The sequence below is a fragment of the Delftia sp. PE138 genome (assembly GCF_018320755.1).
Taxonomy (GTDB): domain Bacteria; phylum Pseudomonadota; class Gammaproteobacteria; order Burkholderiales; family Burkholderiaceae_C; genus Comamonas; species Comamonas tsuruhatensis.
On sequence record NZ_JABEPN010000001.1, the window covers coordinates 1,425,806 to 1,449,625 of the forward strand.

The 23,820-nt window shown below is 67.7% G+C and carries 23 protein-coding genes and 1 pseudogene; 12 read left to right on the forward strand and 12 right to left on the reverse strand.

Annotated features, from left to right (window positions below; translation table 11 throughout):
• The first annotated feature begins 106 nt into the window (after positions 1 to 106).
• On the forward strand, positions 107 to 787 hold the full coding sequence (locus HFGMBDPB_RS06400) for a Fe2+-dependent dioxygenase (RefSeq protein WP_212645086.1): 681 nt from the start codon (positions 107 to 109) through the stop codon (positions 785 to 787).
• A 14-nt stretch (positions 788 to 801) separates the two neighbouring features.
• Here HFGMBDPB_RS06400 and HFGMBDPB_RS06405 read toward each other — a convergent pair whose 3' ends face one another.
• Positions 802 to 1,365: a DUF4124 domain-containing protein gene (locus tag HFGMBDPB_RS06405; protein ID WP_047217751.1), complete on the reverse strand. Its 564-nt coding sequence runs from the start codon at positions 1,363 to 1,365 to the stop codon at positions 802 to 804.
• 108 nt (positions 1,366 to 1,473) lie between these two features.
• Positions 1,474 to 3,453: a lytic transglycosylase domain-containing protein gene (locus tag HFGMBDPB_RS06410; RefSeq protein WP_016446505.1), complete on the reverse strand. Its 1,980-nt coding sequence runs from the start codon at positions 3,451 to 3,453 to the stop codon at positions 1,474 to 1,476.
• A gap of 15 nt (positions 3,454 to 3,468) precedes the next feature.
• Here HFGMBDPB_RS06410 and HFGMBDPB_RS06415 point away from each other — a divergent pair, with 15 nt between their 5' ends.
• Positions 3,469 to 4,041, forward strand: a complete 573-nt coding sequence (locus tag HFGMBDPB_RS06415) for a 5-formyltetrahydrofolate cyclo-ligase (RefSeq protein WP_016446506.1) — start codon at positions 3,469 to 3,471, stop codon at positions 4,039 to 4,041.
• A gap of 141 nt (positions 4,042 to 4,182) precedes the next feature.
• Here the strand turns inward: HFGMBDPB_RS06415 and queC are convergent, their stop codons facing one another.
• Complete coding sequence (queC, locus tag HFGMBDPB_RS06420) at positions 4,183 to 4,932, reverse strand: 7-cyano-7-deazaguanine synthase QueC (RefSeq protein WP_203400001.1); 750 nt, start codon at positions 4,930 to 4,932, stop codon at positions 4,183 to 4,185.
• 97 nt (positions 4,933 to 5,029) lie between these two features.
• Between queC and HFGMBDPB_RS06425 the strand changes: the two are divergent.
• Both HFGMBDPB_RS06425 and HFGMBDPB_RS06430 read left to right on the forward strand, forming a co-directional pair.
• Positions 5,030 to 5,723: pseudogene (locus HFGMBDPB_RS06425) on the forward strand (glutathione S-transferase family protein).
• Between the two features lie 213 nt (positions 5,724 to 5,936).
• Positions 5,937 to 7,190 carry a multifunctional CCA addition/repair protein gene (locus HFGMBDPB_RS06430; protein WP_043789898.1) on the forward strand — a complete coding sequence of 418 codons (1,254 nt, stop codon included), beginning with the start codon at positions 5,937 to 5,939 and terminating at the stop codon, positions 7,188 to 7,190.
• Positions 7,191 to 7,215: 25 nt separating this feature from the next.
• Here the strand turns inward: HFGMBDPB_RS06430 and HFGMBDPB_RS06435 are convergent, their stop codons facing one another.
• Positions 7,216 to 9,168 carry a sensor histidine kinase gene (locus tag HFGMBDPB_RS06435; RefSeq protein WP_160851741.1) on the reverse strand — a complete coding sequence of 651 codons (1,953 nt, stop codon included), beginning with the start codon at positions 9,166 to 9,168 and terminating at the stop codon, positions 7,216 to 7,218.
• Between the two features lie 73 nt (positions 9,169 to 9,241).
• Here HFGMBDPB_RS06435 and HFGMBDPB_RS06440 point away from each other — a divergent pair, with 73 nt between their 5' ends.
• Positions 9,242 to 9,925 carry a response regulator transcription factor gene (locus HFGMBDPB_RS06440; protein WP_212645087.1) on the forward strand — a complete coding sequence of 228 codons (684 nt, stop codon included), beginning with the start codon at positions 9,242 to 9,244 and terminating at the stop codon, positions 9,923 to 9,925.
• A 42-nt stretch (positions 9,926 to 9,967) separates the two neighbouring features.
• Here HFGMBDPB_RS06440 and trxC read toward each other — a convergent pair whose 3' ends face one another.
• A complete protein-coding gene (gene trxC, locus HFGMBDPB_RS06445; protein WP_016451857.1) occupies positions 9,968 to 10,402 on the reverse strand; it encodes a thioredoxin TrxC in 435 nt (144 codons plus the stop codon).
• A gap of 76 nt (positions 10,403 to 10,478) precedes the next feature.
• Entirely contained in the window at positions 10,479 to 10,673 is a 195-nt protein-coding gene (locus HFGMBDPB_RS06450) for a DUF2905 domain-containing protein (RefSeq protein WP_012203183.1), read from the reverse strand.
• A 134-nt stretch (positions 10,674 to 10,807) separates the two neighbouring features.
• On the opposite strand from HFGMBDPB_RS06450, the gene HFGMBDPB_RS06455 reads away from it, so the two are divergent.
• Positions 10,808 to 11,698: a hypothetical protein gene (locus tag HFGMBDPB_RS06455; RefSeq protein ID WP_017406438.1), complete on the forward strand. Its 891-nt coding sequence runs from the start codon at positions 10,808 to 10,810 to the stop codon at positions 11,696 to 11,698.
• A 26-nt stretch (positions 11,699 to 11,724) separates the two neighbouring features.
• On the opposite strand, the gene HFGMBDPB_RS06460 is transcribed toward HFGMBDPB_RS06455, so the two are convergent.
• Complete coding sequence (locus HFGMBDPB_RS06460) at positions 11,725 to 12,738, reverse strand: class I SAM-dependent methyltransferase (protein ID WP_016446514.1); 1,014 nt, start codon at positions 12,736 to 12,738, stop codon at positions 11,725 to 11,727.
• A gap of 116 nt (positions 12,739 to 12,854) precedes the next feature.
• On the opposite strand from HFGMBDPB_RS06460, the gene HFGMBDPB_RS06465 reads away from it, so the two are divergent.
• From HFGMBDPB_RS06465 to HFGMBDPB_RS06480, 4 genes are all read left to right on the forward strand, one after another.
• A complete protein-coding gene (locus HFGMBDPB_RS06465; RefSeq protein WP_016446515.1) occupies positions 12,855 to 13,640 on the forward strand; it encodes an SDR family oxidoreductase in 786 nt (261 codons plus the stop codon).
• A 42-nt stretch (positions 13,641 to 13,682) separates the two neighbouring features.
• Positions 13,683 to 14,054 (forward strand): dihydroneopterin aldolase, encoded by a 372-nt coding sequence (locus HFGMBDPB_RS06470; protein WP_016451860.1) that lies wholly within the window; start codon positions 13,683 to 13,685, stop codon positions 14,052 to 14,054.
• Positions 14,048 to 15,019, forward strand: a complete 972-nt coding sequence (gene ttcA / locus HFGMBDPB_RS06475) for a tRNA 2-thiocytidine(32) synthetase TtcA (RefSeq protein WP_016446517.1) — start codon at positions 14,048 to 14,050, stop codon at positions 15,017 to 15,019. The genes HFGMBDPB_RS06470 and ttcA overlap by 7 nt, the downstream gene beginning before the upstream one ends.
• A 77-nt stretch (positions 15,020 to 15,096) precedes the next feature.
• The gene (locus HFGMBDPB_RS06480; protein WP_016451861.1) at positions 15,097 to 15,795 is read left to right on the forward strand and encodes a DUF4136 domain-containing protein; all 699 of its coding nucleotides are present in this window, start codon (positions 15,097 to 15,099) and stop codon (positions 15,793 to 15,795) included.
• Positions 15,796 to 15,870: 75 nt separating this feature from the next.
• Here the strand turns inward: HFGMBDPB_RS06480 and HFGMBDPB_RS06485 are convergent, their stop codons facing one another.
• Genes HFGMBDPB_RS06485 through HFGMBDPB_RS06500 form a run of 4 tightly spaced genes read right to left on the reverse strand, consistent with a single transcriptional unit; the run spans position 15,871 to position 21,094 of the window.
• On the reverse strand, positions 15,871 to 17,598 hold the full coding sequence (locus tag HFGMBDPB_RS06485; RefSeq protein WP_212645088.1) for an ABC transporter ATP-binding protein: 1,728 nt from the start codon (positions 17,596 to 17,598) through the stop codon (positions 15,871 to 15,873).
• Positions 17,595 to 18,533 carry an ABC transporter permease gene (locus HFGMBDPB_RS06490; RefSeq protein ID WP_012203172.1) on the reverse strand — a complete coding sequence of 313 codons (939 nt, stop codon included), beginning with the start codon at positions 18,531 to 18,533 and terminating at the stop codon, positions 17,595 to 17,597. Before HFGMBDPB_RS06490 ends, HFGMBDPB_RS06485 begins: the two co-directional genes overlap by 4 nt.
• Complete coding sequence (locus tag HFGMBDPB_RS06495; protein WP_016446522.1) at positions 18,530 to 19,495, reverse strand: ABC transporter permease; 966 nt, start codon at positions 19,493 to 19,495, stop codon at positions 18,530 to 18,532. The genes HFGMBDPB_RS06490 and HFGMBDPB_RS06495 overlap by 4 nt, the downstream gene beginning before the upstream one ends.
• A 6-nt stretch (positions 19,496 to 19,501) precedes the next feature.
• Positions 19,502 to 21,094, reverse strand: a complete 1,593-nt coding sequence (locus HFGMBDPB_RS06500) for an ABC transporter substrate-binding protein (protein WP_212645089.1) — start codon at positions 21,092 to 21,094, stop codon at positions 19,502 to 19,504.
• A 354-nt stretch (positions 21,095 to 21,448) separates the two neighbouring features.
• Here HFGMBDPB_RS06500 and HFGMBDPB_RS06505 point away from each other — a divergent pair, with 354 nt between their 5' ends.
• Positions 21,449 to 21,940: a YjjA family protein gene (locus HFGMBDPB_RS06505; protein WP_016446524.1), complete on the forward strand. Its 492-nt coding sequence runs from the start codon at positions 21,449 to 21,451 to the stop codon at positions 21,938 to 21,940.
• 203 nt (positions 21,941 to 22,143) lie between these two features.
• Complete coding sequence (locus HFGMBDPB_RS06510; RefSeq protein WP_046988196.1) at positions 22,144 to 22,785, forward strand: histidine phosphatase family protein; 642 nt, start codon at positions 22,144 to 22,146, stop codon at positions 22,783 to 22,785.
• 24 nt (positions 22,786 to 22,809) lie between these two features.
• Here HFGMBDPB_RS06510 and HFGMBDPB_RS06515 read toward each other — a convergent pair whose 3' ends face one another.
• The gene (locus tag HFGMBDPB_RS06515) at positions 22,810 to 23,814 is read right to left on the reverse strand and encodes a Bug family tripartite tricarboxylate transporter substrate binding protein (protein ID WP_212645090.1); all 1,005 of its coding nucleotides are present in this window, start codon (positions 23,812 to 23,814) and stop codon (positions 22,810 to 22,812) included.
• Positions 23,815 to 23,820: the final 6 nt, after the last annotated feature.

Consider the following 23,820-nt stretch of genomic DNA (forward strand, 5'->3'; position numbering starts at 1 on the left):
ATGCAAGACGGGCCGCCGCGCCGGCCTTGCCGCGCGCAGAGCGCCGACAATCCCAGTACCGCCCCGGCCCCGCCGGGGCTTTTTCCATGCGAGGAGGACCCGCACCATGATGCTGCACATTCCCGACGTGCTCACGCGCCAGCAGGTCACTGCGATCCGCACAGCCATCGACGCCGCCGACTGGGTGGATGGCCGTGCCACGGCGGGCAGCCAAGGCGCCCGGGTCAAGCGCAACCGCCAGTTGCCCGAAGAGTCGCCCGTGGCACTGGAGCAGGGCCGCACCATCGAGCAGGCGCTGGCGGCCAATGCGCTGTACTTCAGTGCCGCCCTGCCCGCGCGCACCATGTCGCCGCTGTTCAACCGCTACGCGGACAGTGAAACCTATGGCCTGCACGTGGACGGTGCGGCACGGCGCCTGCCAGGCGCGCAGCAGTGGATGCGCACCGATGTGTCCTGCACCCTCTTCCTCTGCGATCCCGAGGACTACGATGGCGGCGAGCTGGTCGTGGTGGACACCTACGGCACGCACGAGGTCAAGCTGCCGGCCGGCGACCTGATCCTCTATCCCTCCACCAGCCTGCACCGCGTGGAGCCCGTCACCCGGGGCGAGCGCGTGTGCGCCTTCTTCTGGGCGCAAAGCATGGTGCGCGACGACACACGCCGCGCCATGCTGTTCGAGATGGACCAGACCATCCAGCGCCTGCGCGAGAAGCTGGGCGAGACCGATGAAACCCTCAGCCTCGCGGGCCAATATCACAACCTGCTGCGCATGTGGGCCGAGACCTGAGGGATCGGATCGCTTCAGGGCTTGTGCTTTTCCGCGCAGCCGATCAGGTGGTTGTAGCTGTTGGACATGCACTGGTACATGGCCTTGGAGCGGCCCGTGGAGGCCTGGCAGTCGGCCACCGTGGCGTGCGTGCGCGCCTCGCGGAACTTGCCCGCGGTTGCATCGAACTGCGCCTGCGTGATGTAGCCGCCCTTGAGGTTCTTCTGGCCGTTCTCGACCATGGTGTCCACCTGGCTGCGGATGTTGTCCACGGCGGCTGCGCAGTTCAGCGGCACCTCCTTGGAATCGACCTTGCTCAGGCCCTTGGCCACGCCGTCCGCCAGCTCGCGCACCTGCTTGGGCAGCTTCTTCGTGCCGTCGGGATTGCGCTCTTCGCCAAACCGGCCCGAGCCTGCGCCCGAGCTGCCATTGGGCGAGACCTTGATCTGGCCGGCATCGGCCTGGTCGACGGGCAGCTGCGAACCGTAGTGCGTGCGCCCTTCGGCATCCACCCATTTGTAGACGGGCTGCGCCGCCGCCGTGCACGCCCATGCAAGACCCAGCGCGACCCAGGCCGCGCGGCTCCCTGTTGTTGTCATTCTTGAAACCCCTGCGGTATCCGGGGCCGCGGCATGCGGCCCGCCAGTCGGTAACCAAGTGTAGCGCCGACAGGCATCGCCGCACCCCGCAGGAATGTCAAGTGCAGCTCAGGGCAGGTCCTTGCTGGGGTCGGGCGTGGCCGCATCACGCGGGCCGATGGTGCCCAGGCGGCTCTTGAGCGACTGGGGCTGGCCCGTGATCAGCGCCGCGTAGTTGGTGGTGTTGGACAGCACCTTCTTCACATAGTCGCGCGTCTCGGTGAAGGGCACGTTCTCGGCCCAGATGGCGGCGTCGAGCACCGGGCCGTTGCGCCAGTTGCGCGGGCGGCCGGGGCCGGCGTTGTAGCCGGCCGCAGCCAGCGCCATGGAGCCGTCGAAATCGTCCAGCGCCAGCTTCAGATAGGCGGTGCCTATGGTGATATTCACATCGCGGTCATTGATCATGGACGGGGAAAAGTCCGTCATGCCGATCTTGCGCGCCGTCCACCGGGCCGTGGCCGGCATGACCTGCATCAGGCCCGAGGCGCCCACGCCCGAGCGCGCATCCATGATGAAGCGGCTTTCCTGGCGGATCAGTCCATAGACATAGGCAGGGTCCAGCCCGATGGAACGCGAGCGCGCCAGCACCGTGTCGTGGAAGGGCATGGGAAAGCGCTGGCTCCAGTCGGCAAAGCTGCGGGTGCGCTCGCTGGTGTTGATGCAGCGGTCCCAGACCTGCTGCTGGCAGGCCAGGTCGGCGGCAGCCAGCAGTTCGCGGTCGTTCATGCCGCCGGCCTGGTGCAGGTTGGTGGCGTAGTTCCATTCACGCACGCCTTCGCTGCGCAGGCCGTTCTGGATGGCGTAGAGGCCGCGCACCAGACTGGGGTTGGCGCGGGCGGCGGCCTTCTCCTGTGCCGTGGGCGGCGCAGGCGGCGGTGGGGCCGTCACGCGCTGGCCGATGTCCTCCAGCGCCAGCTGCTCGTAGAAACTGCCGGGGCCGGCCATGTCCTCCAGCAGCTGGCGCGCCTCGGAACGCTCCTGCTCGCTGGGGCGGCCCGACAGCAGGGCGCGGGCCTTCCAGTAGGTCCATGTGTGTTCGGTGCGCTCAGGACCCATGGCGTCGATGGCGCGGCGCACCGTGCGCCAGTCGCCTGCACGCAACGCGGCACGCACCTTCCAACCCAGCAGTTCGTCGCTGAGATCGCCGTCCTTGCGCACCTTGCCGAAATAGGCCGCAGCCTCGGGCTGCAGCTTGAGCGCGGCCTGCTTGCCGATCACGCCCCAGGCCCAGTTGTTCTCCTCGGCCGTCAGCCGGGCACCCCAGCCGCCTTCCAGCTGGGTGGCCGCCGCCGCCGGGTCGCTGGACGCCATGCGGATCAGCGCCAGCAGCGCCAGTTCCTTGGGCACGGCACCACGCACGCGCGTCTGCCCGGCAAGGTATTTCGCCGGCGAGGCGAATACCTGCGCCACCTGGGGCAGGGCCTCGGGCGCGACGATGGCCACGGCATCGCGCGTGGCCTTCTGGCGATTGGCCTCGGCCGACTGGCGTGCCTTGCGCCAGACTTCGGGCTCGCTGATCTGCTTGGCTGCGTACAGCTCGCCGGCAGCATAGGTGCAGCCGTCGTCGGCGTCGCGCTGGGCCCACCACAGGTCGCGGACCTGCTGGCCGAGATTGGCGGCAGGCTGGCCCTTGAGGTTGTCGATCAGCAGGGCATAGCAGTTGACGGAACGGTCATCGCGCATGCGAAACGCCCCGTGCACCTGGTCGAACATGCCCCAGTCGCGCCGCTGCCCCAGCAGCAGCAGCCAGTCATTGCGCAGCCGGTCTTCCTGGTAGGTGCCGGGCCAGCGCTTGAAAAACCCCAGAATCTCGTCGGCACTGGCTTCTTCCAGCCGGGCCTTGAGTTCCCAATAGGCGGCCCAAGGTTCGAGCACATGGCCACGCGCAGAAGGCAGCAGCTGCGTGAGCTTGGCCTTGTCGCCCTTGCGAAAGGCCTGCTGCATTTCCAGCAGGACGTCGTCGCCACGGTTTTGCGCCAGCGCAGGCGTGGCTGCGGTGGTCCAGAGGGAAGCCGCCAGAAGCGGTGTCAAAATCTTCAGCCAGTGCATGGAGGAAATTATCTGATGGACAAAGCAGCCCTGCGCCGCAGCTTGATAGACCAGCGCCTCAACCTTCCCGACCGATTGCAGCGCGCCGACGCGCTGCAGCAGGTCATGCGCTTTTGGCTGATACAGCGGCCCGACAGCATCATCGGCGCCTATTGGCCGATCAAGGGGGAGTTCGACCCGCTGCCAGCGCTTCACCGGTGGAAGGAAGATGGCGAACTACAGGGTACCCCACAAAGACGCCGCATCGGATTGCCCGTGATCGACAAGCAGCGTAAGACACTCAGCTTTCACGCCTGGTACCCGGGCTGTCCCATGGAAGAGGACGCCTATGGCATCCCCAAGCCCAAGGACACCGAAACCCTGACCCCCACCCTGCTGTTCGTGCCCTGCGTGGGCTACGCGGCCGGTGGCTACCGCCTGGGCTATGGCGGCGGTTTCTACGACCGCACCCTGGCCGAGCTGCAGCCCAGGCCCTTCACCGTGGGTCTGGGCTACGGCTGCGGCTATGTGGACGAGTTCGAGCCCGAGCCGCATGACCTGCCGCTGGACGCCATCTTGAACGACCACGGAGTCGTCTGGCCGGTGTAGAACAAGCACCCCCTGAGGCGCTGCACGCCTTCCCCCTCTCTGCCCGCTTCGCGGGGGAGGGGGACGACACCCTCACTGCGGGGCGGCCCTTGCTCGGTGTCCCTCGCTTTTGGCCGCGCCGGTTTCTAGCGCTGTGCTTCTTTAGTTTGCTGTCTCGCGCTGCGCCTGCCATTGATGCCAGCCGCGGGCTCGCAGGTCGCAGGCGGGGCAGGTTCCGCAGCCGTAGCCCCAGTCGTGCAGCGTCTCGCGCGTGCCCTGGTAGCAGGTGTGGGTGTCGCGCTGGATGAGGTCCACCAGGGTGTCGCCCCCCAGGTCGTGGGCCATTTGCCAGGTCTGGGCCTTGTCTATCCACATGAGCGGGGTTTCGATGCGCAGGCGCCGCTCCAGGCCCAGGTTCAGGGCGAGCTGCATGGCCTTCATGGTGTCGTCACGGCAGTCGGGGTAGCCGGAGTAGTCGGTCTCGCAGACGCCGGTGACGATGACCGACAGGCCGCGACGGTAGGCCAGCGCGCCGGCCAGGGTCAGGAACAGCAGGTTGCGGCCGGGCACGAAGGTGTTGGGCAGGCCGTCGGCCTGCATGGCGAAGGCCACGTCTTCGGTCAGGGAGGAGCCGCCGATCTGCTGCAGCACGTCCAGCGAGAGGACATGGTCGTCACCCAGGCGCGGTGCCCATTCGGGAAAATCCCTGGCCAGCCGCTCGCGCACCTGCTGGCGCACCTGCATTTCCACGCTGTGGCGCTGGCCGTAGTCGAAACCCAGGGTCTCGACGCGCTCGTACAGCGACAGCGCCTGCGCCAGGCAGGTGGTCGAATCCTGGCCGCCGGAAAACAGGACCAGCGCAGCCGTGTGGCGCGCCGCTGGCGCCTGGGGAGAAGAGCTATCGTTTTGCATGGCACGCATTAGAGCGCGCCCAGGCAGCGCCCGGCTCCTACATGGGTTTTCCTGCCATGCTTGCTAAGCTGTAGGGCCTATCGCGGAGGTTGCGGCCATGCTCACGCTCTATATCGGCAACAAGAATTACTCATCCTGGTCCATGCGCCCCTGGGTGCTGATGCGCCAGGCCGGCATTGCTTTCGAAGAAGTCATGCTGCGCTTTGACAGCTTCGACGAGCAGTCCGCCTTCAAGCAGCGCGCCCGCGCGCTGTCTCCCTCGGGCCGCGTGCCCGTGCTCATGGATGAAGGCATGGCCATCTGGGACAGCCTGGCCATCTGCGAGTACCTGGCCGAGAAATTCCCTGGAAAAACACCTGTGGCCGACCCTGGCCCTGAACCGCGCCCGCGCGCGCAGCCTCTGTGCCGAGATGCACAGCGGCTTCGGCGCGCTGCGCTCGCTGTGCCCCATGAACATCGAGGCCCAGTTGCCCGAGGTCGGCGCGCGGCTGTGGGCCGAGCGCGCGGACCTGCGCGACGATGTCCAGCACCTGTCCGAGCTGTGGCAGCCGCTGCTGTCCACGGCCAGCGGCCCCATGCTGTATGACCAGTTCAGCATCGTCGATGCCTTTTTCGCGCCCGTGTGCATGCGCCTGACGACCTACGAGCTGCCGCTGGCCCCGGCCATCGACGCCTACGTGCGCCGCGTGCGCGCCTTGCCGGGCGTGCAGGACTGGGTGCAGGGCGCACTGGCCGAGCACGATTTCCGGCCGTTCGAGGAACCCTACCGCAGCGCGCCTGCGGCCGGCTGAGCGGCGCACCAGCAAAAGTCGGAGCACTGCTGCGCTGGGGTGGGCGCGGCCTGCGCAATGCCGCGGTTGCGGAGCCAGTGCAGCGGCCGTCCGGCTGGCGCTGCTTGAGTTCGTCTCCAGAAAGAATCCGGAAGAAAGCATGCGCTCGGCACTCCATCGGTGCGTGGAGGCACGCCCGCCATCATGTCACCGCCCAGGCCCTACCATTGCGGCATGAGCGAATTTCAGGTGTACATGGTGGGCGGCGCGGTGCGCGACCGTCTTTTGGGGCGGGCCGTGCATGACCGCGACTGGGTGGTGGTCGGCGCCACGCCCGAACAAATGTCCGCGCGCGGCTTTCTGCCAGTGGGGCGGGACTTCCCGGTCTTCCTCCATCCCGAGACGCACGAGGAATACGCGCTGGCGCGTACCGAGCGCAAGAGCGGCCTGGGGTACCGGGGTTTCGTCGTGCAGGCGGCGCCCGATGTCACGCTGGAGCAGGATCTGGCCCGGCGCGACCTGACCATCAATGCCATGGCCGCTCCTGCGGACTGGGATGGTGAAAGCGCCATCACCGATCCCTACCACGGCCAGGCCGATCTTCAGGCCCGGGTGCTGCGCCATGTGACCGGGGCCTTCCGCGAAGACCCGGTGCGCATCCTGCGCGTGGCGCGCTTCGCGGCACGTTTCCACGAATTCACGGTGGCGCCGGAAACCATGGCCCTGATGCGGGAGATGGTGGCCGCCGGCGAGGTGGATGCCCTGGTGCCCGAGCGCGTGTGGCAGGAGATCAGCCGTGGCCTGATGGAGCGCCGTCCCTCGCGCATGTTCGAGCTGCTGCGCGAGTGCGGTGCGCTGGCCGTGCTGCTGCCCGAGCTGGAGCGGCTGTGGGGCGTGCCCCAGCGCGCCGAGTACCACCCCGAGGTCGATACCGGCGTGCACGCCATGATGGTGCTGGACATGGCCGCACAGCTCGACGCCCCCCTGCCCGTGCGATACGCCTGCCTGGTGCACGACCTGGGCAAGGGAACGACGCCGGCCGATGTGCTGCCGCGCCACATAGGCCATGAGCAGCGCAGCGCCCGGCTGGCCGAGAAAGTGGGCGAGCGTCTGCGCGTGCCCACGGACTGCCGCGAACTGGGCGACGTGGTGGCGCGCGAGCACGGCAACATCCACCGCAGCGGCGAACTCAACGGCGCCGCCATCGTCCGCCTGCTGGAGCGCTGCGACGCCATCCGCAAGCCCGCGCGCTTCGAACAGGCCCTTGCGGCCTGTGAATGCGACGCGCGGGGGCGCCTGGGTTTCGAGGACCGGCCCTACCCCCAGCGCGCCCGCCTGCGCGATGCGCTGGCTGCCGCGCTGTCCATCTCCACCTCGGACATCGCGGCCCAGGCCGCCGCGCGCGGCAAACAGGGCAAGGCCATAGGCGAGGCCGTGCAGGCGGCGCGCGCGCAGGCCGTGGCAGATTGGCTGGCGCAGGCGGCCTGAGCGAAAAGGCCGCCACACACGGGAATCAGGCTCGCGCCACGGGCAGGACCAGTCGCAGGCACACGGGCTGCTCGCCTCCTGCCGTCAACAAGGCCACGCTGCCGCCCAGCCGCTCGGCGATGCGCCGCACCAGGTACAGCCCCAGCCCGGCGCCGGGCCGGTGCTGGGCGTTGCGGCCACGGTAATACCTTTCGAACAGCTGGTCCTGGTCCGCCTGGGCAATGGGCTCTGCCGGATTCGAGACCTGGATCTCCAGACCCTCGCCCTGCCTGGTCACGTCCAGGCGGACCGATTCGCCCTCGGGCGTGTGGCGGTCTGCATTGGCCAGCAGATTGCGCAGCGCGATGCGCAGCAGGCCGGCATCGGTGATCAATTGCTGCGTGCCCCCGCCCAGTTGGCAGACGATGCGGCCGGGCGCAAAGTCCAGGCACAAGCCATCCACCAGCGCATGCAGGTCGCACGGCTGCAGGCGCGGCTCGGCATGGGGCTGGGGGTCGGCCATGCGGTCGTCGGCCAGGCAGTCGTCCACCAGGGCCAGCAGGCGCTGGGCGGCTTCGCGGATGTTGCGGCTGCGTGCCAGCGTCTTGTCGGGCGGTGCCGCCAGGTTGCGCGCCAGTTGCTGCGCACTGGTCAGGATGATGGCCAGCGGCGTGCGCAGCTCGTGAGAGACCATGGCGACAAAGTCGCGCTGCTCCTGGCGCACCCTGCGCTCCAGCGCCAGCGCCTCGCTGAGTTCGCTTTCGCGCAACTGTCGCTGCCGCAGTTCCGCCTCCAGCCGGACCTGCTCGCGCTCTCGAATGCGGCGCCTGCGCTCGTATCCGCCGATGATCCAGCCACTGAGCAGCAGCATGTGCGCCATGGTGCCCAGCGCGGACGCATGCGTGGACACCAGCGCGGTCAGCGCGTTCATGGGCAGCCAGCCCAGGTTGCGCAGGAAAGAGATCAGCACGCCGGCATAGAAGATGCCGAACGCCAGCATGAAGAACCGTGCCGGGGCGTGGCCGCGCCGCCACAGCCAAAGGGCGAATGCGAGAAAGCCCACGGTCAGCGGCAGGGTCATGGCCTGCACCGGGACCATGCCCGCCGAGTAGTGCCCCGACACCACCAACAGCATGCAGCACAGGCTGAACAGCCACAGCAGCGGCACGATCTGGCGTACCAGCCGCGGATACAGCGATGCCAGCTCCAACTGCCTGCAGGCCAGTTGCATGGAGATCGCCAGGGCGCCGGCAATGCCGCATCCCAGCAGGCGGTCGCTCCAGAAACCCGGCAGGCCCGTCAACTGCTGCACCAGCCCCAGCGATACCACCTCATTGAGCACGCAGACGCTGAGATAGGCCAGAAACAGGCCGCTCACCGGAGCCCGCGTGCCCAGCCAGAACACCAGTTGCACGCCAATCAACAGCAGGTACAGCCCGAAGTACAGGCCGAACGAGAGGGCCTCGCGCCGCGTATGGTTGTCGAACGCCAGTCGCTGCCACAGATCGATACGGGTGACGAGCGCGTTGCGCGCACGCAGGCGCACCAGCAACTCGTATGACCCGGCGGCAGCAGGTTCGAACTGGAATGCGGGACTGCGGTAGTCCACCGGCCAGGCGTGACGCGAAATCTCTTCGCCACTGCGCCCCAGCAGCTGCCAGGGGTCGCCAGGCCGGCGCACATGGACCTCCACCTCATCGAGCAGGGCATTGCCCAGCAACAGCATCCAGCTGCCGGGCTGCTGCACCTGCAGCGGCATGCGCAACCAGACCGCCGCCTGCGTGAAGCTGGCGTTCAGGTGCCCTGGCATCGCCTTCCACCCGGGCGCCAGGTCGGCCTGCCGGACATCGAGCAGGCCCGAAGCGTCATCGAGCCGCTGCCACTGCCCTGCGGTCTCCTGCATGGGCACATCGGGGTCCAGCAAGAGGGTCCGGGCCTGGAGCAGCAGTGGGCACAGCAGCCAGGCCAGCACGATGAGGGTTGCACGGTAATATCGCATCTGAAGTCCACCACGGGGCCGCCAGCGTACACCAGCTGTCTGCGCTGTCACCCGCCTGCCCTCCTCCCAGTCCATGCTTGATGTGATCCTGCTCGAAGACGAGCCCGTGCTGCGCCATGAACTGGGCGAGTTCCTCGAATCCCTGGGCTATGCACCGCAGTGCGTGGCCAGCCTGCAGGAGTTCGACCGCCATTTCGATGCGCGGCGCCACCGGCTGGCCATCATCGACATCGGCCTGCCCGACGGCAACGGCCTGGCGCTGATCCAGCGCCTGCGCCAGCAGGGCCAGCAACTGGGCATCATCGTCTTCAGCGCGCTCAACAGCAGCGCCAACCGCATCGACGGCCTGGAGATCGGCGCCGACCACTACCTGGGCAAAGGCTGCGATCTCGACGAGCTGGAAGCCACCCTGGCCGCCCTGGTGCGGCGCCTGGGCCTGCAGCAGCGCCAGGCGCCGTGGCTGCTGCAGCTTGGCCCCAGCCGCCTGCAGCCCCCCGCCTCGCCCCCTGTGGCGCTGTCACACCAGGACCTGCTGGTGCTGCACTGCCTGATGGGCAACGCAGGGACCAGCGTCAGCCGCCGCCAGATCGTGCAGGCGCTGGGTGGAGACTATCTGGTCTACGACCAGCGCCGCCTGGACACCCAGATGCGCCGGCTGAGGCGCAAGGTGCAAGAGGCCAGCGGCCAGCAGCTGCCTGTCAAGACGCTGCGCAACAGCGGCTATTGCTTCTATCTGCCGGGTGAAGTGCAGGCCTGAGGAAGGGCCTGACGGCGCCCGGTCCTTGCGGCCCGGCAACCATCAGACGACCGAGCGCACCCAGCGCACGATCTCGCCGGCAGGCAGCGCGCCGGAGACACGGGCGATCTCGCGTCCTTCCTTGAACACCACCATGGTCGGGATGCTGCGGATGTTCCAGGGCGCGGCAGCGTGGGGGTGCGCCTCGGTATCGAGCTTGGCCAGCTGCACGCCGGGCGCCAGCGCCTGAGCCGCCTGCTCGAAGGCAGGCGCCATCATGCGGCAGGGGCCGCACCAGGGGGCCCAGAAATCGACCACCACGGGCACCTGGCTGCGCCCCACATGCCTGGCGAAGCTCTGCGCATCCAGCGCCACGGGCTGGCCGGTGACCAGCGGTTGATGGCAGCTGCCGCAATCAGGCGCGCTACCCAGCTGATCGACCGCAATGCGGTTGGTGGTGTGGCAATGGGGGCAGACGAAATGCAGCTTGTCGGACATGGGCGGCCTCTTGTTGGCGAGTCATGGGGGCAATTGCATGCATATACGGGCGCTGCGCCCATGCTTCAAGCCATGCTCAGACCAGCTTGGCGATCAGGGCGGCAATCACGCTGAGCAACACGGTGCTGGCAATGGGCAGAAAAATCACGCGGCCGAACAGGCGAAAGCGGAAGTCGCCCGGCAGGCGGCCCAGGCCTATGCGTTCCAGCCAGGCGTGCAGGCCATTGAACAGCAGCAGGGCCAGGAAGATGACGAGGAGCCAGCGGATCATGGCGCCGAGTGTACGGCGGCGCGGGACCGGGCCATACAGAGTACACCGCGTCATGCACACGACATATGGACTGCCTACATTGCCGCTGTCCTCCCCCTCTTCATCGCCTCCAGGCCGACCGCCACGAATTCGCCATGCAACGCAACCGCCGCCTTCTTCTTGCCGCAGCCCTGCCCGCCGCCTTGCTGATGACCGCCTGCGCCAGCGCACCTGCGCCGGCAGCCCGACCCGGCGCCATCGACAACAGCGCCCTGCAGCGCAGCGACTTCCGCGCGCACCAGGCCACCTATGGCCTGGTCTACCGCCTGCCGGCCGATGCCACCGCCATCCTGGACAGCCAGGTCGCACCCGTGGTGCACGAGCAGTTGCTGCGCCTGAAGCTGGTGGCCGAGGCCAACACCTTCAATCTGCCCCATGTCACCGTGGTGCATATCCATAGCGCCGACCCCTCCACGCCGCGCAAGATGCTGGCGGCCCTGCCGGCGCTGCCGCCCGTGCTGCAGGACGTTCACCTGAAGAATTTCTACACCACCGAGGCCGCCAAGGGGGCCGGCAAGCCCTGGTGGCTGGACCTGGGCATCGTCAAGTCCGGCCCGGCCTACGAGGCCATGATGGACTTCAACACCCGCGCCACCGCCGCCATGGCGCCGCTGCGCGACGGCCCGCTGCCGCGCGTGACGGGACCCGTCTATGCCCGCATGAACGACTCTGCCAAGGCCATGGTGCAAAGCGTGGGTGTCAGCGGCATCAACCAGGTGCAGGCCGGCAAGGAGGTGCGCAGCCACAACCCGCACAACACCCTGGTCTACAGCGAAGCCACCTTCACGCCCGAGATCGAGCGCGCCATGGGCGAGACCGCCGCGCGCCTGAACCGCATCCTGCCCGGCGGCTTCACGACCACGTTCGAGAACCTGTCCATCGTGGAGCTGGGTTTCTCGGGCAACGTCACGCGCGAGATCTACCGCATCAACCTCAAGGACCAGACGGCCTACGAGGTGAGCAACGGCCGAAGCGTCCAGCGCTGAGGCCGGGGCAGAGCTCTGGCCGGCGGCTACAGGCGGTGCGTGCGGTCGCCGCGCACAAAGCCCATGGCGTCCCAGGGCTCCACGCCCTTGGCCAGGCCGATGACCTTGAACAGCTCGCCCATCTCGTGCTCCATCATCAGCTTGGTGGCCATGGCGCGCGGGCCCTGGGCCAGTGCGTCGAGCTTGGGGCCCAGGCCGCAGTTGATGAGGAAATGGGCCTGCGAGGTATAGCCCAGCACCTCGAAGCCCGCCTCCTGCGCGGCCACGGCCGTGCCCGTGAAGTTCACATGGGCCGTGATGTCCTTGAGGCCGACATCGGCCAGCGGATCATCGTCCACCTTGTGCAGCCGGTGGCACACCAGGGTGCCCATGTGGCGCTGCGGGTGGAAATACTCGGATTCGCCAAAGCCGTAGTCGATGAAAAATGCCGCGCCGCGCGCCATGCGCTCGCCCAGCGTGCGAATGAAGGCCTCGCCCTGCGGGTGGATTTCGGTCAGGTAGTCGTGCTCGCCCTCGATGTCCATCGGCGGGCGCAGTGGCGTGGGCCTGTCTTCCCAGCCCAGGCTGCCGTCCGGCTGCAGCACCACGCCGCGCTCATGCCAGACACCTGCCTTGCGCACCAGCAGCTGCACGGGCATGGCATCCAGCACCTCGTTGCCGATGACCACGCCTTCGAGCCTATCGGGCAGGGCATCGGCCCAGTGCACCAGGCTTTCGTACTTCACCAGCCTGAGCTGCTGTCGCGCACGCAGCGTGCCCGACAGGTCGACGATGGTGTAGCGGTCCGGCCGCACGCCCAGGGCCGCCAGCTCGTCCAGCACCTGCAGCGCCAGCGCGCCCGTGCCGGCGCCAAACTCCCAGACTTCGCGGGTGTGCGTGCGCTGCAGCGCCTCGGCCACCTGGGCGGCCAGCAGTTGGCCGAAGACCGGGGACATCTCGGGCGCGGTCACGAAATCGCTGCCCGACGATGGCATCAGCCCGAACTTGGCGGTGTCATTGGCGTAGTAGCCCAGGCCCGGCTCGTACAGCGCCAGGGCCATGAAACGGTCGAAAGCCAGCCATCCGCCCGAGGACGCAATCTCTTGCGCAATACGGGTTTGCAGGGCGGCCGTTAAAATTGAGGGTTCTGTCGTCACGATCCGTACATTGTCCTCGAATGTCCTCACCTGCCCGAACACGCACAGTTTTGGTGACCGGCGCGGCCCGCCGCCTGGGGCGCGACATCGCGCTCGCGCTTGCCAGCGCCGGTTGGCAGGTGGCCGTGCACTACCGCGACTCCCACGACGAGGCGCTGGAGACGGCCGCCACCTGCGCTGAACTGGCCGGCGACAGCGCCGCCCTGGATGCCGATTTCTTCAACGAGGACTCGGTGCGCTCCCTGGTGCCGCGTGCCGTTGCGCACTTCGGCCACCTGGACGCCGTGGTCAACAACGCCTCTCTGTTCGAGCATGACGACGCCGGCAGCTTCAGCTACGTGGCCCTGGAAGCCCACCTGCGCAGCAACACCGGCGCGCCCATCCTGCTGGCCCAGGCGCTGCATGCCCATATCGAGGACCGCGTGGCGGCCGGCGAGGAGCATGCCAGCGGCGCCGTGATCAACATGCTGGACCAGAAGCTCTGGAACCAGAACCCCGATTTCCTCAGCTACACGCTGTCCAAGGCAGCGCTTGAGGCCGCAGGCACCATGCTGGCGCTGGCCCTGGCGCCGCGCGTGCGCGTGGTCGGCGTGGCCCCGGGCCTGACGCTGACCAGCCACATGCTGAGCCAGGAGCGCTTCGAGGCCCTGCACCGCCTCAGCCCGCTGGGCCGCTCGTCCAGCGCGGCCGACGTGGCCGCCACCGTGTGCTTTGCGCTGGACAACCAGTCCATCACGGGCACCACGCTGCTGGTCGATGGCGGCCAGCACCTGCAGCGCTTCGAGCGCGACTTTTCCATGATGTAGGCGCCTGCCCGCGCCCATCCCCACACTCCACGGCTTTTCCCCATGAACTCCGCCACCGGACAACAGACCCTGACGCTCACGGGTTTGCGTTTCGACGCCAACCTGGGCATCCTCGCCCACGAAAAACAGATGCCCCAGCCCATCCAGGTCGATGCCGAGCTGAGCCTGGGCACCCAACCGCTGGCTCCGCGCGACGACGACATCCTGCATGTGCTGGACTACCGCAAGGTGCGCCAGATCATCATCGATGAATGCACGGCCGAGCATGTGAACTTGCTGGAGAGCCTGATCGGCAAGCTGGCCCAGCGCCTGATGCAGCTGCCCGGCGTGATGGGCGTGCGCGTGAAGATCGCCAAGCTCGAAATTTTTGACGACTGCGAAGTGGCCATTCGCGTCGAGACAGGACAATGGTGAACCCCATGAACGCAGTGACCGACAACCCCTGGCTGGCCGAAGAAGCCGCCGCCGACGCCCCCGCAGACACCGCAGGCGGCAACCGCATCAAGATCGAGCGCGAGCAGATCAAGCTCGAAAAGCGCCTGTGCCGCGAGGTGGGCCGCGCCATCACCGACTTCAACATGATCGAGGAAGGCGACAAGATCATGGTCTGCATGTCGGGCGGCAAGGACAGCTACACGATGCTGGACGTGCTGCGCAAGCTGCAAAAGCGCGCGCCCGTCAAATTCGAGCTGGTGGCGGTGAACCTCGACCAGAAGCAGCCCGGCTTTCCCGATCATGTGCTGCCCGAGTACTTCAAGAGCATCGGCGTGGACTACCACATCGAAACGCAGGACACCTACAGCGTGGTCAAGCGCGTCGTGCCCGAGGGCAAGACCACCTGCGGCCTGTGCTCTCGCCTGCGCCGCGCCATCCTGTACAAGGTGGCCGACGAGCTGGGCTGCACCAAGGTGGCCCTGGGCCACCACCGCGACGACATCGTGCAGACGCTGATGCTCAACATGTTCTACGGCGGCCGCATGAAGGGCATGCCCCCGAAGCTGGTCTCGGACGACGGCAAGCATGTGGTAATCCGCCCGCTGTGCTACGTGCCCGAGAAGGACACCGTGCGCTGGGCCCAGTACCAGAACTTCCCCATCATCCCCTGCAACCTCTGCGGCAGCCAGGACGGCCTGCAGCGCGTGGCCGTGGGCGAGCTGCTGCGCGAATGGGACAAGAAATTCCCGGGCCGCGTGGAAAGCATGTTCCGCGCCATGGGCCACATCGTGACCACGCACATGATGGATCCCGAGCTGCACGACTTCAAGAACGCCAAGGCCACCGGCATTGCCGACCCCAACGGCGACATGGCCTTCGACCATGAAGAGATGCCAGTGTCCGCATCGCTGCCCGGCCTGCAGGTGGTACAACTGTCGTCCTGACGGCTGAACCTATAACAATCGCCCCACTCCAACCAAGGCCCGTGCAAACGGGCCTTTTTTCGACCAAGGAGTACACCATGAAGCTGCGCTGCATCCATGTCCTGGCCATCGTGGCCACGGCCTTGCTTACGGGCTGCGCCAGCGTGCGCGAAGTCCAGAGCACCGTCCAGAGCTATTCCACGCTGGGCGCCCTGCCCGCGCCGCCCACCTACCGCCTGGAGGTCCTGCCCTCGCAACGCGAGGCGCAGACGCATTTCGCTGCCATCGAATCCCAGGCCCAGCAGGCCCTGGGCCGCGTGGGCCTGCAGCGCGACGACTCCCGGGCCAGCCTGATCGTGCAGATCGGCGCCGACGCCCGCTATGCGCGCGACTACGCCGCCTGGCCCTACTACGACCGCTGGGGCGGCCCGCGCTGGGGCTGGGGCCTGGGCTACGGGCGCGGCTGGGGCATGGGCTTTGGCGGCAGCTTCATGTTCGACGGCCCGCCGCTGGAGTACTACCGCGCCGTCAGCATCGTGATGCGCAACGCCACCACGCAGCAGATCGTCTACGAGACCTCGGCCCAGCGCCAGGACGTCTGGACCGACGACCCGGCCATCTTCGGCATCCTGTTCGACGCCGCCCTGACCGGCTTCCCCAACCCGCCCAAGGGCTCGCGCGTGGTGCGCACCACCATCGGTCCGGTGCAGCAGGGTGGCGCGCCGGCGCAGCAGCCGGCCCAGGGGGCGCCTGCGGCACAGGCAGCACCGGCCACGCCACCAGCACCCGCCCGGTAAGCCATCGTGTCCTCAGAAGCAAAGGCCTGCATCCGCAGGCCTTTTTTGCATGGTGATGGCGCTTGAAGCAGTGCCTCAGTGCACATGCTCCATATCCGGCACGGCAGCCATCAGCGCGCGCGTGTACGGATGCTGCGGCGCATCGAGCACGGCGCCAGCCTCGCCGGTCTCGACCAGGCGGCCGCGCTGCATGACGCCGATGTCGTCGCACATGTGGCGGATCACGGCCAGGTTGTGGCTGATCAGCAGGTAGGTCAGGCCGAATTCCTCCTGCAGGTCGCGCATGAGGTTGAGCACCTGGGCCTGGACCGAGACGTCCAGCGCCGAGGTGGGCTCGTCGCAGATGATGAATTCGGGCCGGCTGGCCAGGGCACGCGCGATGGCGATGCGCTGGCGCTGCCCGCCCGAGAACTGGTGCGGATACTTGCGCGCATCGTCGGGCTTCATGCGCACGCGGCGCAGCGCCTCCTGCACGCGCTCGGCCGTCTCGTCCTTGCCGGCCGTGAGGGCCAGCACCTGCAGGGGCTCGGCAATCAGTTCCTGCACGGTCCAGCGCGGGTTCAGGCTGGCATACGGGTCCTGGAAGATCATCTGGAAGCGCCGACGCATGGCCACGGTCTGCGCGGCCGGGCTCCACTTGTCCACGCCGTCGAACAGCACGGTGCCGCTGGTGGGCGGCGTCAGCCCGGCCACCATGCGCGCCACCGTGGATTTGCCCGAACCGGACTCGCCGACCAGGCCGAAGGTGGAGCCCCTGCGGATCGAAAAGCCGACGCCGTCCACGGCCTTGAGGATCTTTTTGTCCTCGCGCGCCAGCAGCCGGGCCAGCCAGCCGCTGGACAGGTCGAACTCCTTGCACAGATCCCTGACCTCCAGCAGGGCAGCCGCGGGCTCCTGCGCACCGGCCCTGGGCTGCCAGGGCACGGCGGGCGCGGCCGGGCCGCCGCCCACCTCGGGCACGGGCAGGCGCTGCACGCGGTGGTGCACGCTGGGAATGGCGCCCATCAGCACCTGGGTGTAGGGCTGCTGCGGCGCGTCCAGCACCTGGCGCACGGGGCCGGTTTCCAGCACGCGGCCCTGGTACATGACCATGACGCGGTCGGCCGTCTCGGCGATGACGCCCATGTCGTGCGTGATCAGCATGGCGGCCGCGCCGCGCTCCTTGCACACACGGCGCAGCAGGGCAATGATCTGCGCCTGCACGGACACGTCCAGCGCCGTGGTGGGCTCGTCGGCAATGATGAGTTCGGGCTCGGCGCACAGCGCCAGGGCGATGGCCACGCGCTGGCGCATGCCGCCCGAGAACTGGTGCGGGTACTGGGCCATGCGCTCGCGCGCCTGCGGGATCTCCACCTCTTCGAGCAGGGCCAGCGCGCGTGCCTCGGCCTCCTTCTCGGAGACGGGCAGGTGCGTGCGGATGGTCTCCACCAGGTGCCGGCCCACGGTATAGACCGGGTTCAGGCTGGTCAGCGGGTCCTGGAAGATGGAGCCTATGCGCCGGCCGCGCATGCGCCGCAGGTCCTCGCCGCGCAGCGTGTCGATGCGCTCGCCGCGCAACTGCACCGTGCCGGCCGAGATGCGGCCCGGCGGCTCGATCAGGCCGATCACGGCGGCGCCCGTCATGGACTTGCCCGCGCCAGACTCGCCGACCACGCCCAGGATCTCGCCGGGCGCAATGTCGAAGGACACATCGTCCAGCACCTGCACGGGGCCCTTGTAGGTGTCGAAGGTGACGGACAGGCCGCGAACGCTCAGCACCGCAGGCTGTGCGGGGGGCTGCCCGGATTCTTGTGTCGTGCTCATTGCAGCTTGGGGTTCAGTGCGTCGCGCAGCCAGTCGCCGACGAGGTTGACGGACAGCGCCAGCGCCAGCAGCACCAGCGAGGGGAACAGCAATATCCACCACTCGCCCGAGAACAGGAAGCCCTGGCCGATGCGGATCAGCGTGCCCAGCGAAGGCTGGGTTGGCGGCAAGCCCACGCCCAGGTAGGACAGCGTGGACTCGGCCACGATGGCATGCGCGAAGCTGATGGTGGCGATCACCAGGATGGGCGCCAGCAGGTTGGGCAGGATGTGGCGCACCAGGATGGCCACGCGGCTGCGGCCTATGAGCTGGGCCGCCAGCACGTAGTCCTTGTGCTTTTCCACCATCACCGCGCCGCGCACGGTGCGCGCGTACTGCACCCAGTCGGACAGGCCGATGGCCACGATGATCACGAAGACCGCCATGTCGTCGCGGTAGCCCTCGGGCAGCAGGCCGCGTGCGATGCCGAAGACCAGCAGCGCCACCAGGATCACGGGAAAGGTCAGCTGCACATCGGCGATGCGCATCATCAGCGTGTCGAACCAGCCGCCCGCATAGCCGCAGACCAGGCCCAGCGGCACGCCGATCAGCAGGGACAGCCCCACGGCCGACACGCCCACCAGCACCGACATGCGCAGCCCGTAGAGGATGGCGCTCCACACATCGCGGCCCTGGTCGTCCGATCCCAGCGCGTACAGCGTGCCGCTGGTGCCCGCCTGGCCCGGCGGCGTGAAGGCATCCATCAGGTCCAGATTGGCCGGATCGAAGGGGTTCTGCCACGCCAGCCAGGGCGACAGCAGCGTGGCCGCCACGATCAGCGCCAGCACCAGCGCCGCCGCCTGCACCAGGCGCGAGCGTGCAAACGCGCGCTTGACCGGCGAGTCGCTGGCGCGCCAGCCCGTGGGAGGGATTGCTTGTTTGGCGGAATCGGTCATCGGTTTCTCAAGCGGGGGTCCACGATCACGTACAGGAAATCGACGAGCAGGTTGATGCCCACGTACAGCAGCGCGATGAACATCAGGTAGGCGGCGATCAGCGGCACGTCCACGCCCTGGATGGAGGAGATGAACAGCAGGCCCACGCCGGGCCACTGGAACACGGTCTCGGTGACGATGGCAAAGGCGATCAGCGAGCCGATCTGCAGGCCCGCGATGGTGATCACGGGAATCAGGGTATTGCGCAGCGCATGGCCGAAGTACAGATCGCGCTCACGCAGCCCGCGCGCACGGCCGAAGCGCATGTAGTCGGCGCGCAGCACCTCCAGCATCTCGGCGCGCACCAGGCGCATGATCAGCGTCATGTTGTAGAAGCCCAGCGTGATGGCCGGCAGGATCAGCGCCGACCAGCCCGAAGCCGTCAGCAGCCCGGTCTCCCAGCCGCCCAGCTTCACCGTCTCGCCGCGCCCGAAGGACGGCAGCCAGCGCAGCTCCACGGCAAACAGGTAGATCAGGGCGATGCCGATCAGGAAGGTGGGCAGGGACACGCCCACCAGCGACACCGTCATGATCGAGCGGCTCAGCCATCCCTCGCGCCGTATGGCCGTGTACACGCCCAGCGCCACGCCGATGACCAGGGCGAACAGCGCCGCCGTCATCGCCAGCTCCAGCGTGGCGGGCAGGCGCTCGGCAATGATCTCGGTCACGGGGCGCTTGAGCCGGTAGGAGATGCCCAGGTCGCCCTGCAGCACCTTGCCCACGTAAGCCAGGTACTGCAGCGGCACGGGCTTGTTGAAGCCCAGGCTTTCCGTCAGCGCCTCGCGCTCGGCAACCGTCGCGTCCTCGCCCAGCAGGCTGATCGTGGGATCGCCGATATGGCGGAACACCATGAACGAGACAAAGGAGACGGCCAGCAGGACCAGGGCGGACTGGCCCAGCCGGCGCAGCAGATGGACCAGCATCGGCGCTTACTTCTTCTCGAACTTGACGAACTTGAAGTGCAGCGCGTTGTCCGGGTGCACGGGCACATTGAGCCGGGGCACGGACGCGAAGTGGATCACCTGGTCATGCAGCGCAATGTAGAAGCGCTCCTTTTGCACAGTCTCCCAGATGCTCTTGATGGTGGCATCGCGCTTTGCCTTGTCGCTCTCCGAGGACAGGGACAGGATCTTGGCATCCACATCGGCATTGCTGTAGTGCGTCGCGTTCTGCGCGCCACGGCTGTCCTTGCCGCGCGTATGCACCAGGAAGTCGAAGATGTAGGCCGAGTCGTAGGTGGGCACGCCCCAGCCGTACAGGTAGAAGTCGCTGTCAGCCTTGGTCAGCGAGACGCTGTGCATGGCGATCGGCCGGGCCGAGACTTCGGTCTTGATGCCGATGCGACCCAGGAAACCGGCCACTGCCGTGGCGATGGCCTCGTCGTTCACATAGCGGTCGTTGGGCGTGTTCAGCGTGATGGTGAAGCCGTTGGGGTAGCCCGCCTCGGCCAGCAGTTGCTTGGCCTTGGCGGCATCCGCCTTGGGATAGGCCGCGAAGGCCTTGTCGTAGCCATTGACGAACGACGGCGCGATCACGCCCGTGGGAATCGACAGGCCGCGCATCACCGAGCGCTTGATCGCATCGCGGTCGATGGCCAGCTCGATGGCCTGGCGCACCTTGGGATCGGCCAGCGGATTCTTGCCCTTGACGTTGCTGCTCTTGAGCTCGGCCGCACCCACGTTCAGGCCCAGGAAGATGGAGCGGTTCTCGGGGCCTTCATTGATGCGCAGGCGCTTGTCCTGCTTCAGGCGCGCCACGTCCTGCGCGGGAATGTCCTGGGCGAAGTCCACCTCGCCCGACAGCAGGGCCGCCACGCGCGTGGCCGGGGACTTGATGGGCAGGTAGACCAGCTCGGTCACCTGCAGCGGGAACTGGCCCTTGCCCCAGTAGTCGGGGTTGAGCTTCATCACCGTCCGGGAATCGACCTCGCGGCTGGCCAGCACATAGGCGCCCGTGCCGTTGGCCGAGCGCGTGGCGCCATTCTCGGACTTGCTGGCCGTGTCCTGCGTGGTCTCGGCGCCGTTGGCCTTGGACCACTTCTCGCTCATGATGAAGAGATTGGTCAGGTTGTCGGGGAAGATCAGGTTCGGGCCCTTGGTCTTCACCTGCACCGTGAGATCGTCCACGGCCTTGGCCTCCTCCATCGAGGACAGCAGGGACTTGACCTGGGCGTTCTCGCCCTTGGCGCGGTTCAGCGAGAAGACCACGTCGCGCGCCGTGAACGGCGTGCCGTCATGGAACTTGACGTTGGGGCGCAGCTTGAACTCCCAGACCGACGGGTCGGAGGTCATCTTCCACGAGGTGGCCAGCGTGGGCACCAGCTTGCCGTCGGCCGAGCGGATGACCAGGGTTTCGTAGATCTGGTGCAGCAGCACGAAATTGGTGCCCACATTGAAGGCATGCGGGTCCAGCGAAGTCGGATCGGAGCCGCGCGCCCAGCGCACGGTCTCGGCCTGGGCCAGCGCGGCCGAGGTCAACAGGCCTGCGGCCAGCAAAGAACTGCCCAGAATCTTCATGATCATTTGTCTGCTCCCCTGTGGATTGATTGGAAAGGCGGCGGCCATGCGACGCAGCAGCCCGGGCGCCGCAAGAAGCGGGCCATATAGGTGCGCCCCACTTTAAATAACTTTTTCAGCTTGTTGAATTGATTTTTATACTTAAAAGCCATTTCCAAATAACAAGACTGCCGCCGCGGCCCGCCAATGGTGTGCGGCCATCATGGACAGGCCAACGGCTTTGACAGCTAGTGAAAACGCGAAAGACCGACACGGCCCGCTCTGGCAAAGGTTTGCAATCGGGCACAGGTCTGCGCCGCACGGCGTGCTAATTTCAGACCCTGTATCGAGCCTGCGGGTTGCCGCGGAAAGGAAGCATCCATGAAGACATCCATTGCCAGCGCACTGCTGTGCGCCATGCTGGGCCTGGGCGCCCTGCCTGCCCAGGCGTCGGGCCTGGGCGACTCGCTGCGCCAGGCCTCGGGCCTTGGCGGTGACAAGGCCGCCGCCAGCAGCGAAGGCGCCGGCTCCGGCCTTGGCGGCATGCTGGGTGCGGGCGCAGGCGGTGCGGGCGCGCTGTCCGCCCTGGGCCTGAGCCCCTCGGCCACGGCCGGCAATGCGGCAGGCGTCATCTCCTACTGCATGAAGAACAACTACCTCAATGCCGACAAGGCGGCCCAGGTCAAGGACCAGTTGCTGGGCAAGCTGGGCATGCAAAAGCAGGAAGAGCCCAAGGACACGGGATTCCAGAACGGCCTGGGCGGCCTGGTCACCGGCTCCAACGGCAAGAGCTTCAGCATCGACAAGCTCAAGGGCGACCTCAAGGAGAAGGCCTGCGACTTCGTGCTGGACAACGCAAAATCGCTGATCTGACCCCCTGAGCGGCTGCGCCGCTTCCCCCTTCTCGCTTCGCGAAGGGGGACGACACCTTCGGCTGGGCGCCCCCGCCGCGAGGCGGCTCTTGCTCGGCGTCCCTGAGTTGGGCCGCGCCAGTTTCAACGGTGGCGCGCGATGCAGGCTTGCCTGGCTTGCGGGACAATGCCTGCTCTTTTTGCAGCACCCCACGCCAGCCCCTCATGCAAGCCACGCGCATCATTGCCATCCGCCACGGAGAAACCGCCTGGAATGTGGACGCCCGCATCCAGGGCCATCTGGACATTCCTCTGAACGACATGGGACTTTGGCAGGCCGCCCAGGCCGGCAAGGCCCTGGCGGGTGAGCCGGTGGCCGCCATCTACAGCAGCGACCTTCTGCGTGCCTATGTCACGGCCGAGGCCGTGGCCGCGACCACGGGCGCATCGCTGACGGCCGACAAGGGCCTGCGCGAGCGCTGCTTCGGCAGCTTCGAGGGCCAGACCTTCAACGATATCGAGGCGTCCCACCCGGAGGACGCGCTGCGCTGGCGCAAGCGCGATCCCGAGTTCGTGCCCGCTGGCGGCGGCGAGTCGCTGCTGATGCTGCGCGACCGCATCTCGGCCACGGTGAACCGGCTGGCCAGTGGCCATCCCGGCGAGCAGATCGTGATCGTGGCGCATGGCGGCGTGATGGATGTGCTCTACCGCCTGGCCACGCACCAGGAAGTGCAGGCGCCGCGCACCTGGGCGCTGGGCAATGCGGCCATCAACCGCCTGCTGTGGACGCCCCAGGGCCTGGGCCTGGTTGGCTGGGGCGATGTGCAGCACCTGGAAGGCGGTGCGCGCGACGAGGTTTTCAGCTGAACTCCCGCACTGCAGCGCAGTCCCTCATTCCACCTGGATATTGGCGGACTTGACGATCTGCGTGTAGCTCGCCTTTTCCTTTTTCAGGAATTGGGCGAACGTGGCCGGCGTGCCCGAGCCGGGCGTGGCGCCGCTGTCCTGCAGGCGCTTGCGGACCTCGGGCAGCTTCAGCACCTCGGCCAGTTCGGCGGCCAGGCGGCTGACCACGGGTTCGGGCGTGCGGGCGGGGGCGAACAGGCCGGTCCAGGCTTCCAGCTCGAAGCCCTTCAAATCAGGAGCCTCCGCAAAGCTCATCACCTCGGGAATCGCGTCGATGCGCTGTGCCGAGGTCACGCCCACGCCTTCCAGCTTTTTCTGCTGCACCAGCGGCGTGGCGCCGGTGGTCATCAGAATGCCCAGATCGACCTGGCCGCCCATGACCTCGCTGGTGACCTGTGCCACGCCACGATAGGGCACATGGACCAGGCGGATGCGGGCACGCTCCTGCAGCCGCTCCATGGCCAGGTGCAGCACCGTGCCCACGCCCGGCGTGGCATAGGTCAGCGCGCCGGGCCGGGCGCGGGCCATGCTGATCAGCTCGTTGAGGTTGTGCACGGGCAGGCCAGGGCGGGCCACGATCACCATGGGCGCCACCGAAGTCAGGCCCACGGGAGCCAGATCGCGCTCGGCGTCATAGCGCACGGAGGAGTTCACCAGTTGCGCAATGCTCACCGGCCCGTCAAAGCCCAGCAGCAGCGTGTAGCCATCGGCATGCGAGCGCGCCACCTTGCTCACGCCCAGCACGCCGCCGGAGGCCGGCACGTTGTCCACCACCACCGACTGGCGCAGCCGCGCACCCAGCTTTTCGGCGATCAGCCGCGCCGTGGCGTCCACATCGCTGCCCGCGCCAAAGGGCACGATCAGCGTGATGGGCCCGGCTGCCGGCCAGGGCTTGCCCGCGCCCGGCGCGGCATGGGCGGCGGGTGCAGTAGCAAGGGCCGCAGCCACTGAGGCTGCAGCCGATAGCAGGGAGCGTCGGGACAGGTGCATGGAGCG

What these genes read in the sequence shown, in the direction of transcription:
- HFGMBDPB_RS06435 (WP_160851741.1), bottom strand. Translation starts at nt 9,168, where the DNA reads ATGCGATATTACCGTGCAACCCTCATCGTGCTGGCCTGGCTGCTGTGC.
- HFGMBDPB_RS06450 (WP_012203183.1), bottom strand. Translation starts at nt 10,673, where the DNA reads ATGATCCGCTGGCTCCTCGTCATCTTCCTGGCCCTGCTGCTGTTCAAT.
- HFGMBDPB_RS06460 (WP_016446514.1), bottom strand. Translation starts at nt 12,738, where the DNA reads ATGGCCCTGGCGCTGTACGAGCCGGGCCTGGGCTACTACGCCAATGAC.
- ttcA (WP_016446517.1), top strand. Translation starts at nt 14,048, where the DNA reads ATGGTGAACCCCATGAACGCAGTGACCGACAACCCCTGGCTGGCCGAA.
- HFGMBDPB_RS06510 (WP_046988196.1), top strand. Translation starts at nt 22,144, where the DNA reads ATGCAAGCCACGCGCATCATTGCCATCCGCCACGGAGAAACCGCCTGG.
- HFGMBDPB_RS06470 (WP_016451860.1), top strand. Translation starts at nt 13,683, where the DNA reads ATGAACTCCGCCACCGGACAACAGACCCTGACGCTCACGGGTTTGCGT.
- HFGMBDPB_RS06490 (WP_012203172.1), bottom strand. Translation starts at nt 18,533, where the DNA reads ATGACCGATTCCGCCAAACAAGCAATCCCTCCCACGGGCTGGCGCGCC.
- HFGMBDPB_RS06410 (WP_016446505.1), bottom strand. Translation starts at nt 3,453, where the DNA reads ATGCACTGGCTGAAGATTTTGACACCGCTTCTGGCGGCTTCCCTCTGG.
- queC (WP_203400001.1), bottom strand. Translation starts at nt 4,932, where the DNA reads ATGCAAAACGATAGCTCTTCTCCCCAGGCGCCAGCGGCGCGCCACACG.
- HFGMBDPB_RS06515 (WP_212645090.1), bottom strand. Translation starts at nt 23,814, where the DNA reads ATGCACCTGTCCCGACGCTCCCTGCTATCGGCTGCAGCCTCAGTGGCT.
- HFGMBDPB_RS06480 (WP_016451861.1), top strand. Translation starts at nt 15,097, where the DNA reads ATGAAGCTGCGCTGCATCCATGTCCTGGCCATCGTGGCCACGGCCTTG.
- HFGMBDPB_RS06505 (WP_016446524.1), top strand. Translation starts at nt 21,449, where the DNA reads ATGAAGACATCCATTGCCAGCGCACTGCTGTGCGCCATGCTGGGCCTG.
- HFGMBDPB_RS06400 (WP_212645086.1), top strand. Translation starts at nt 107, where the DNA reads ATGATGCTGCACATTCCCGACGTGCTCACGCGCCAGCAGGTCACTGCG.
- HFGMBDPB_RS06485 (WP_212645088.1), bottom strand. Translation starts at nt 17,598, where the DNA reads ATGAGCACGACACAAGAATCCGGGCAGCCCCCCGCACAGCCTGCGGTG.
- HFGMBDPB_RS06405 (WP_047217751.1), bottom strand. Translation starts at nt 1,365, where the DNA reads ATGACAACAACAGGGAGCCGCGCGGCCTGGGTCGCGCTGGGTCTTGCA.
- HFGMBDPB_RS06495 (WP_016446522.1), bottom strand. Translation starts at nt 19,495, where the DNA reads ATGCTGGTCCATCTGCTGCGCCGGCTGGGCCAGTCCGCCCTGGTCCTG.
- HFGMBDPB_RS06500 (WP_212645089.1), bottom strand. Translation starts at nt 21,094, where the DNA reads ATGATCATGAAGATTCTGGGCAGTTCTTTGCTGGCCGCAGGCCTGTTG.
- HFGMBDPB_RS06455 (WP_017406438.1), top strand. Translation starts at nt 10,808, where the DNA reads ATGCAACGCAACCGCCGCCTTCTTCTTGCCGCAGCCCTGCCCGCCGCC.
- HFGMBDPB_RS06465 (WP_016446515.1), top strand. Translation starts at nt 12,855, where the DNA reads ATGTCCTCACCTGCCCGAACACGCACAGTTTTGGTGACCGGCGCGGCC.
- HFGMBDPB_RS06430 (WP_043789898.1), top strand. Translation starts at nt 5,937, where the DNA reads ATGAGCGAATTTCAGGTGTACATGGTGGGCGGCGCGGTGCGCGACCGT.
- trxC (WP_016451857.1), bottom strand. Translation starts at nt 10,402, where the DNA reads ATGTCCGACAAGCTGCATTTCGTCTGCCCCCATTGCCACACCACCAAC.
- HFGMBDPB_RS06440 (WP_212645087.1), top strand. Translation starts at nt 9,242, where the DNA reads ATGCTTGATGTGATCCTGCTCGAAGACGAGCCCGTGCTGCGCCATGAA.
- HFGMBDPB_RS06415 (WP_016446506.1), top strand. Translation starts at nt 3,469, where the DNA reads ATGGACAAAGCAGCCCTGCGCCGCAGCTTGATAGACCAGCGCCTCAAC.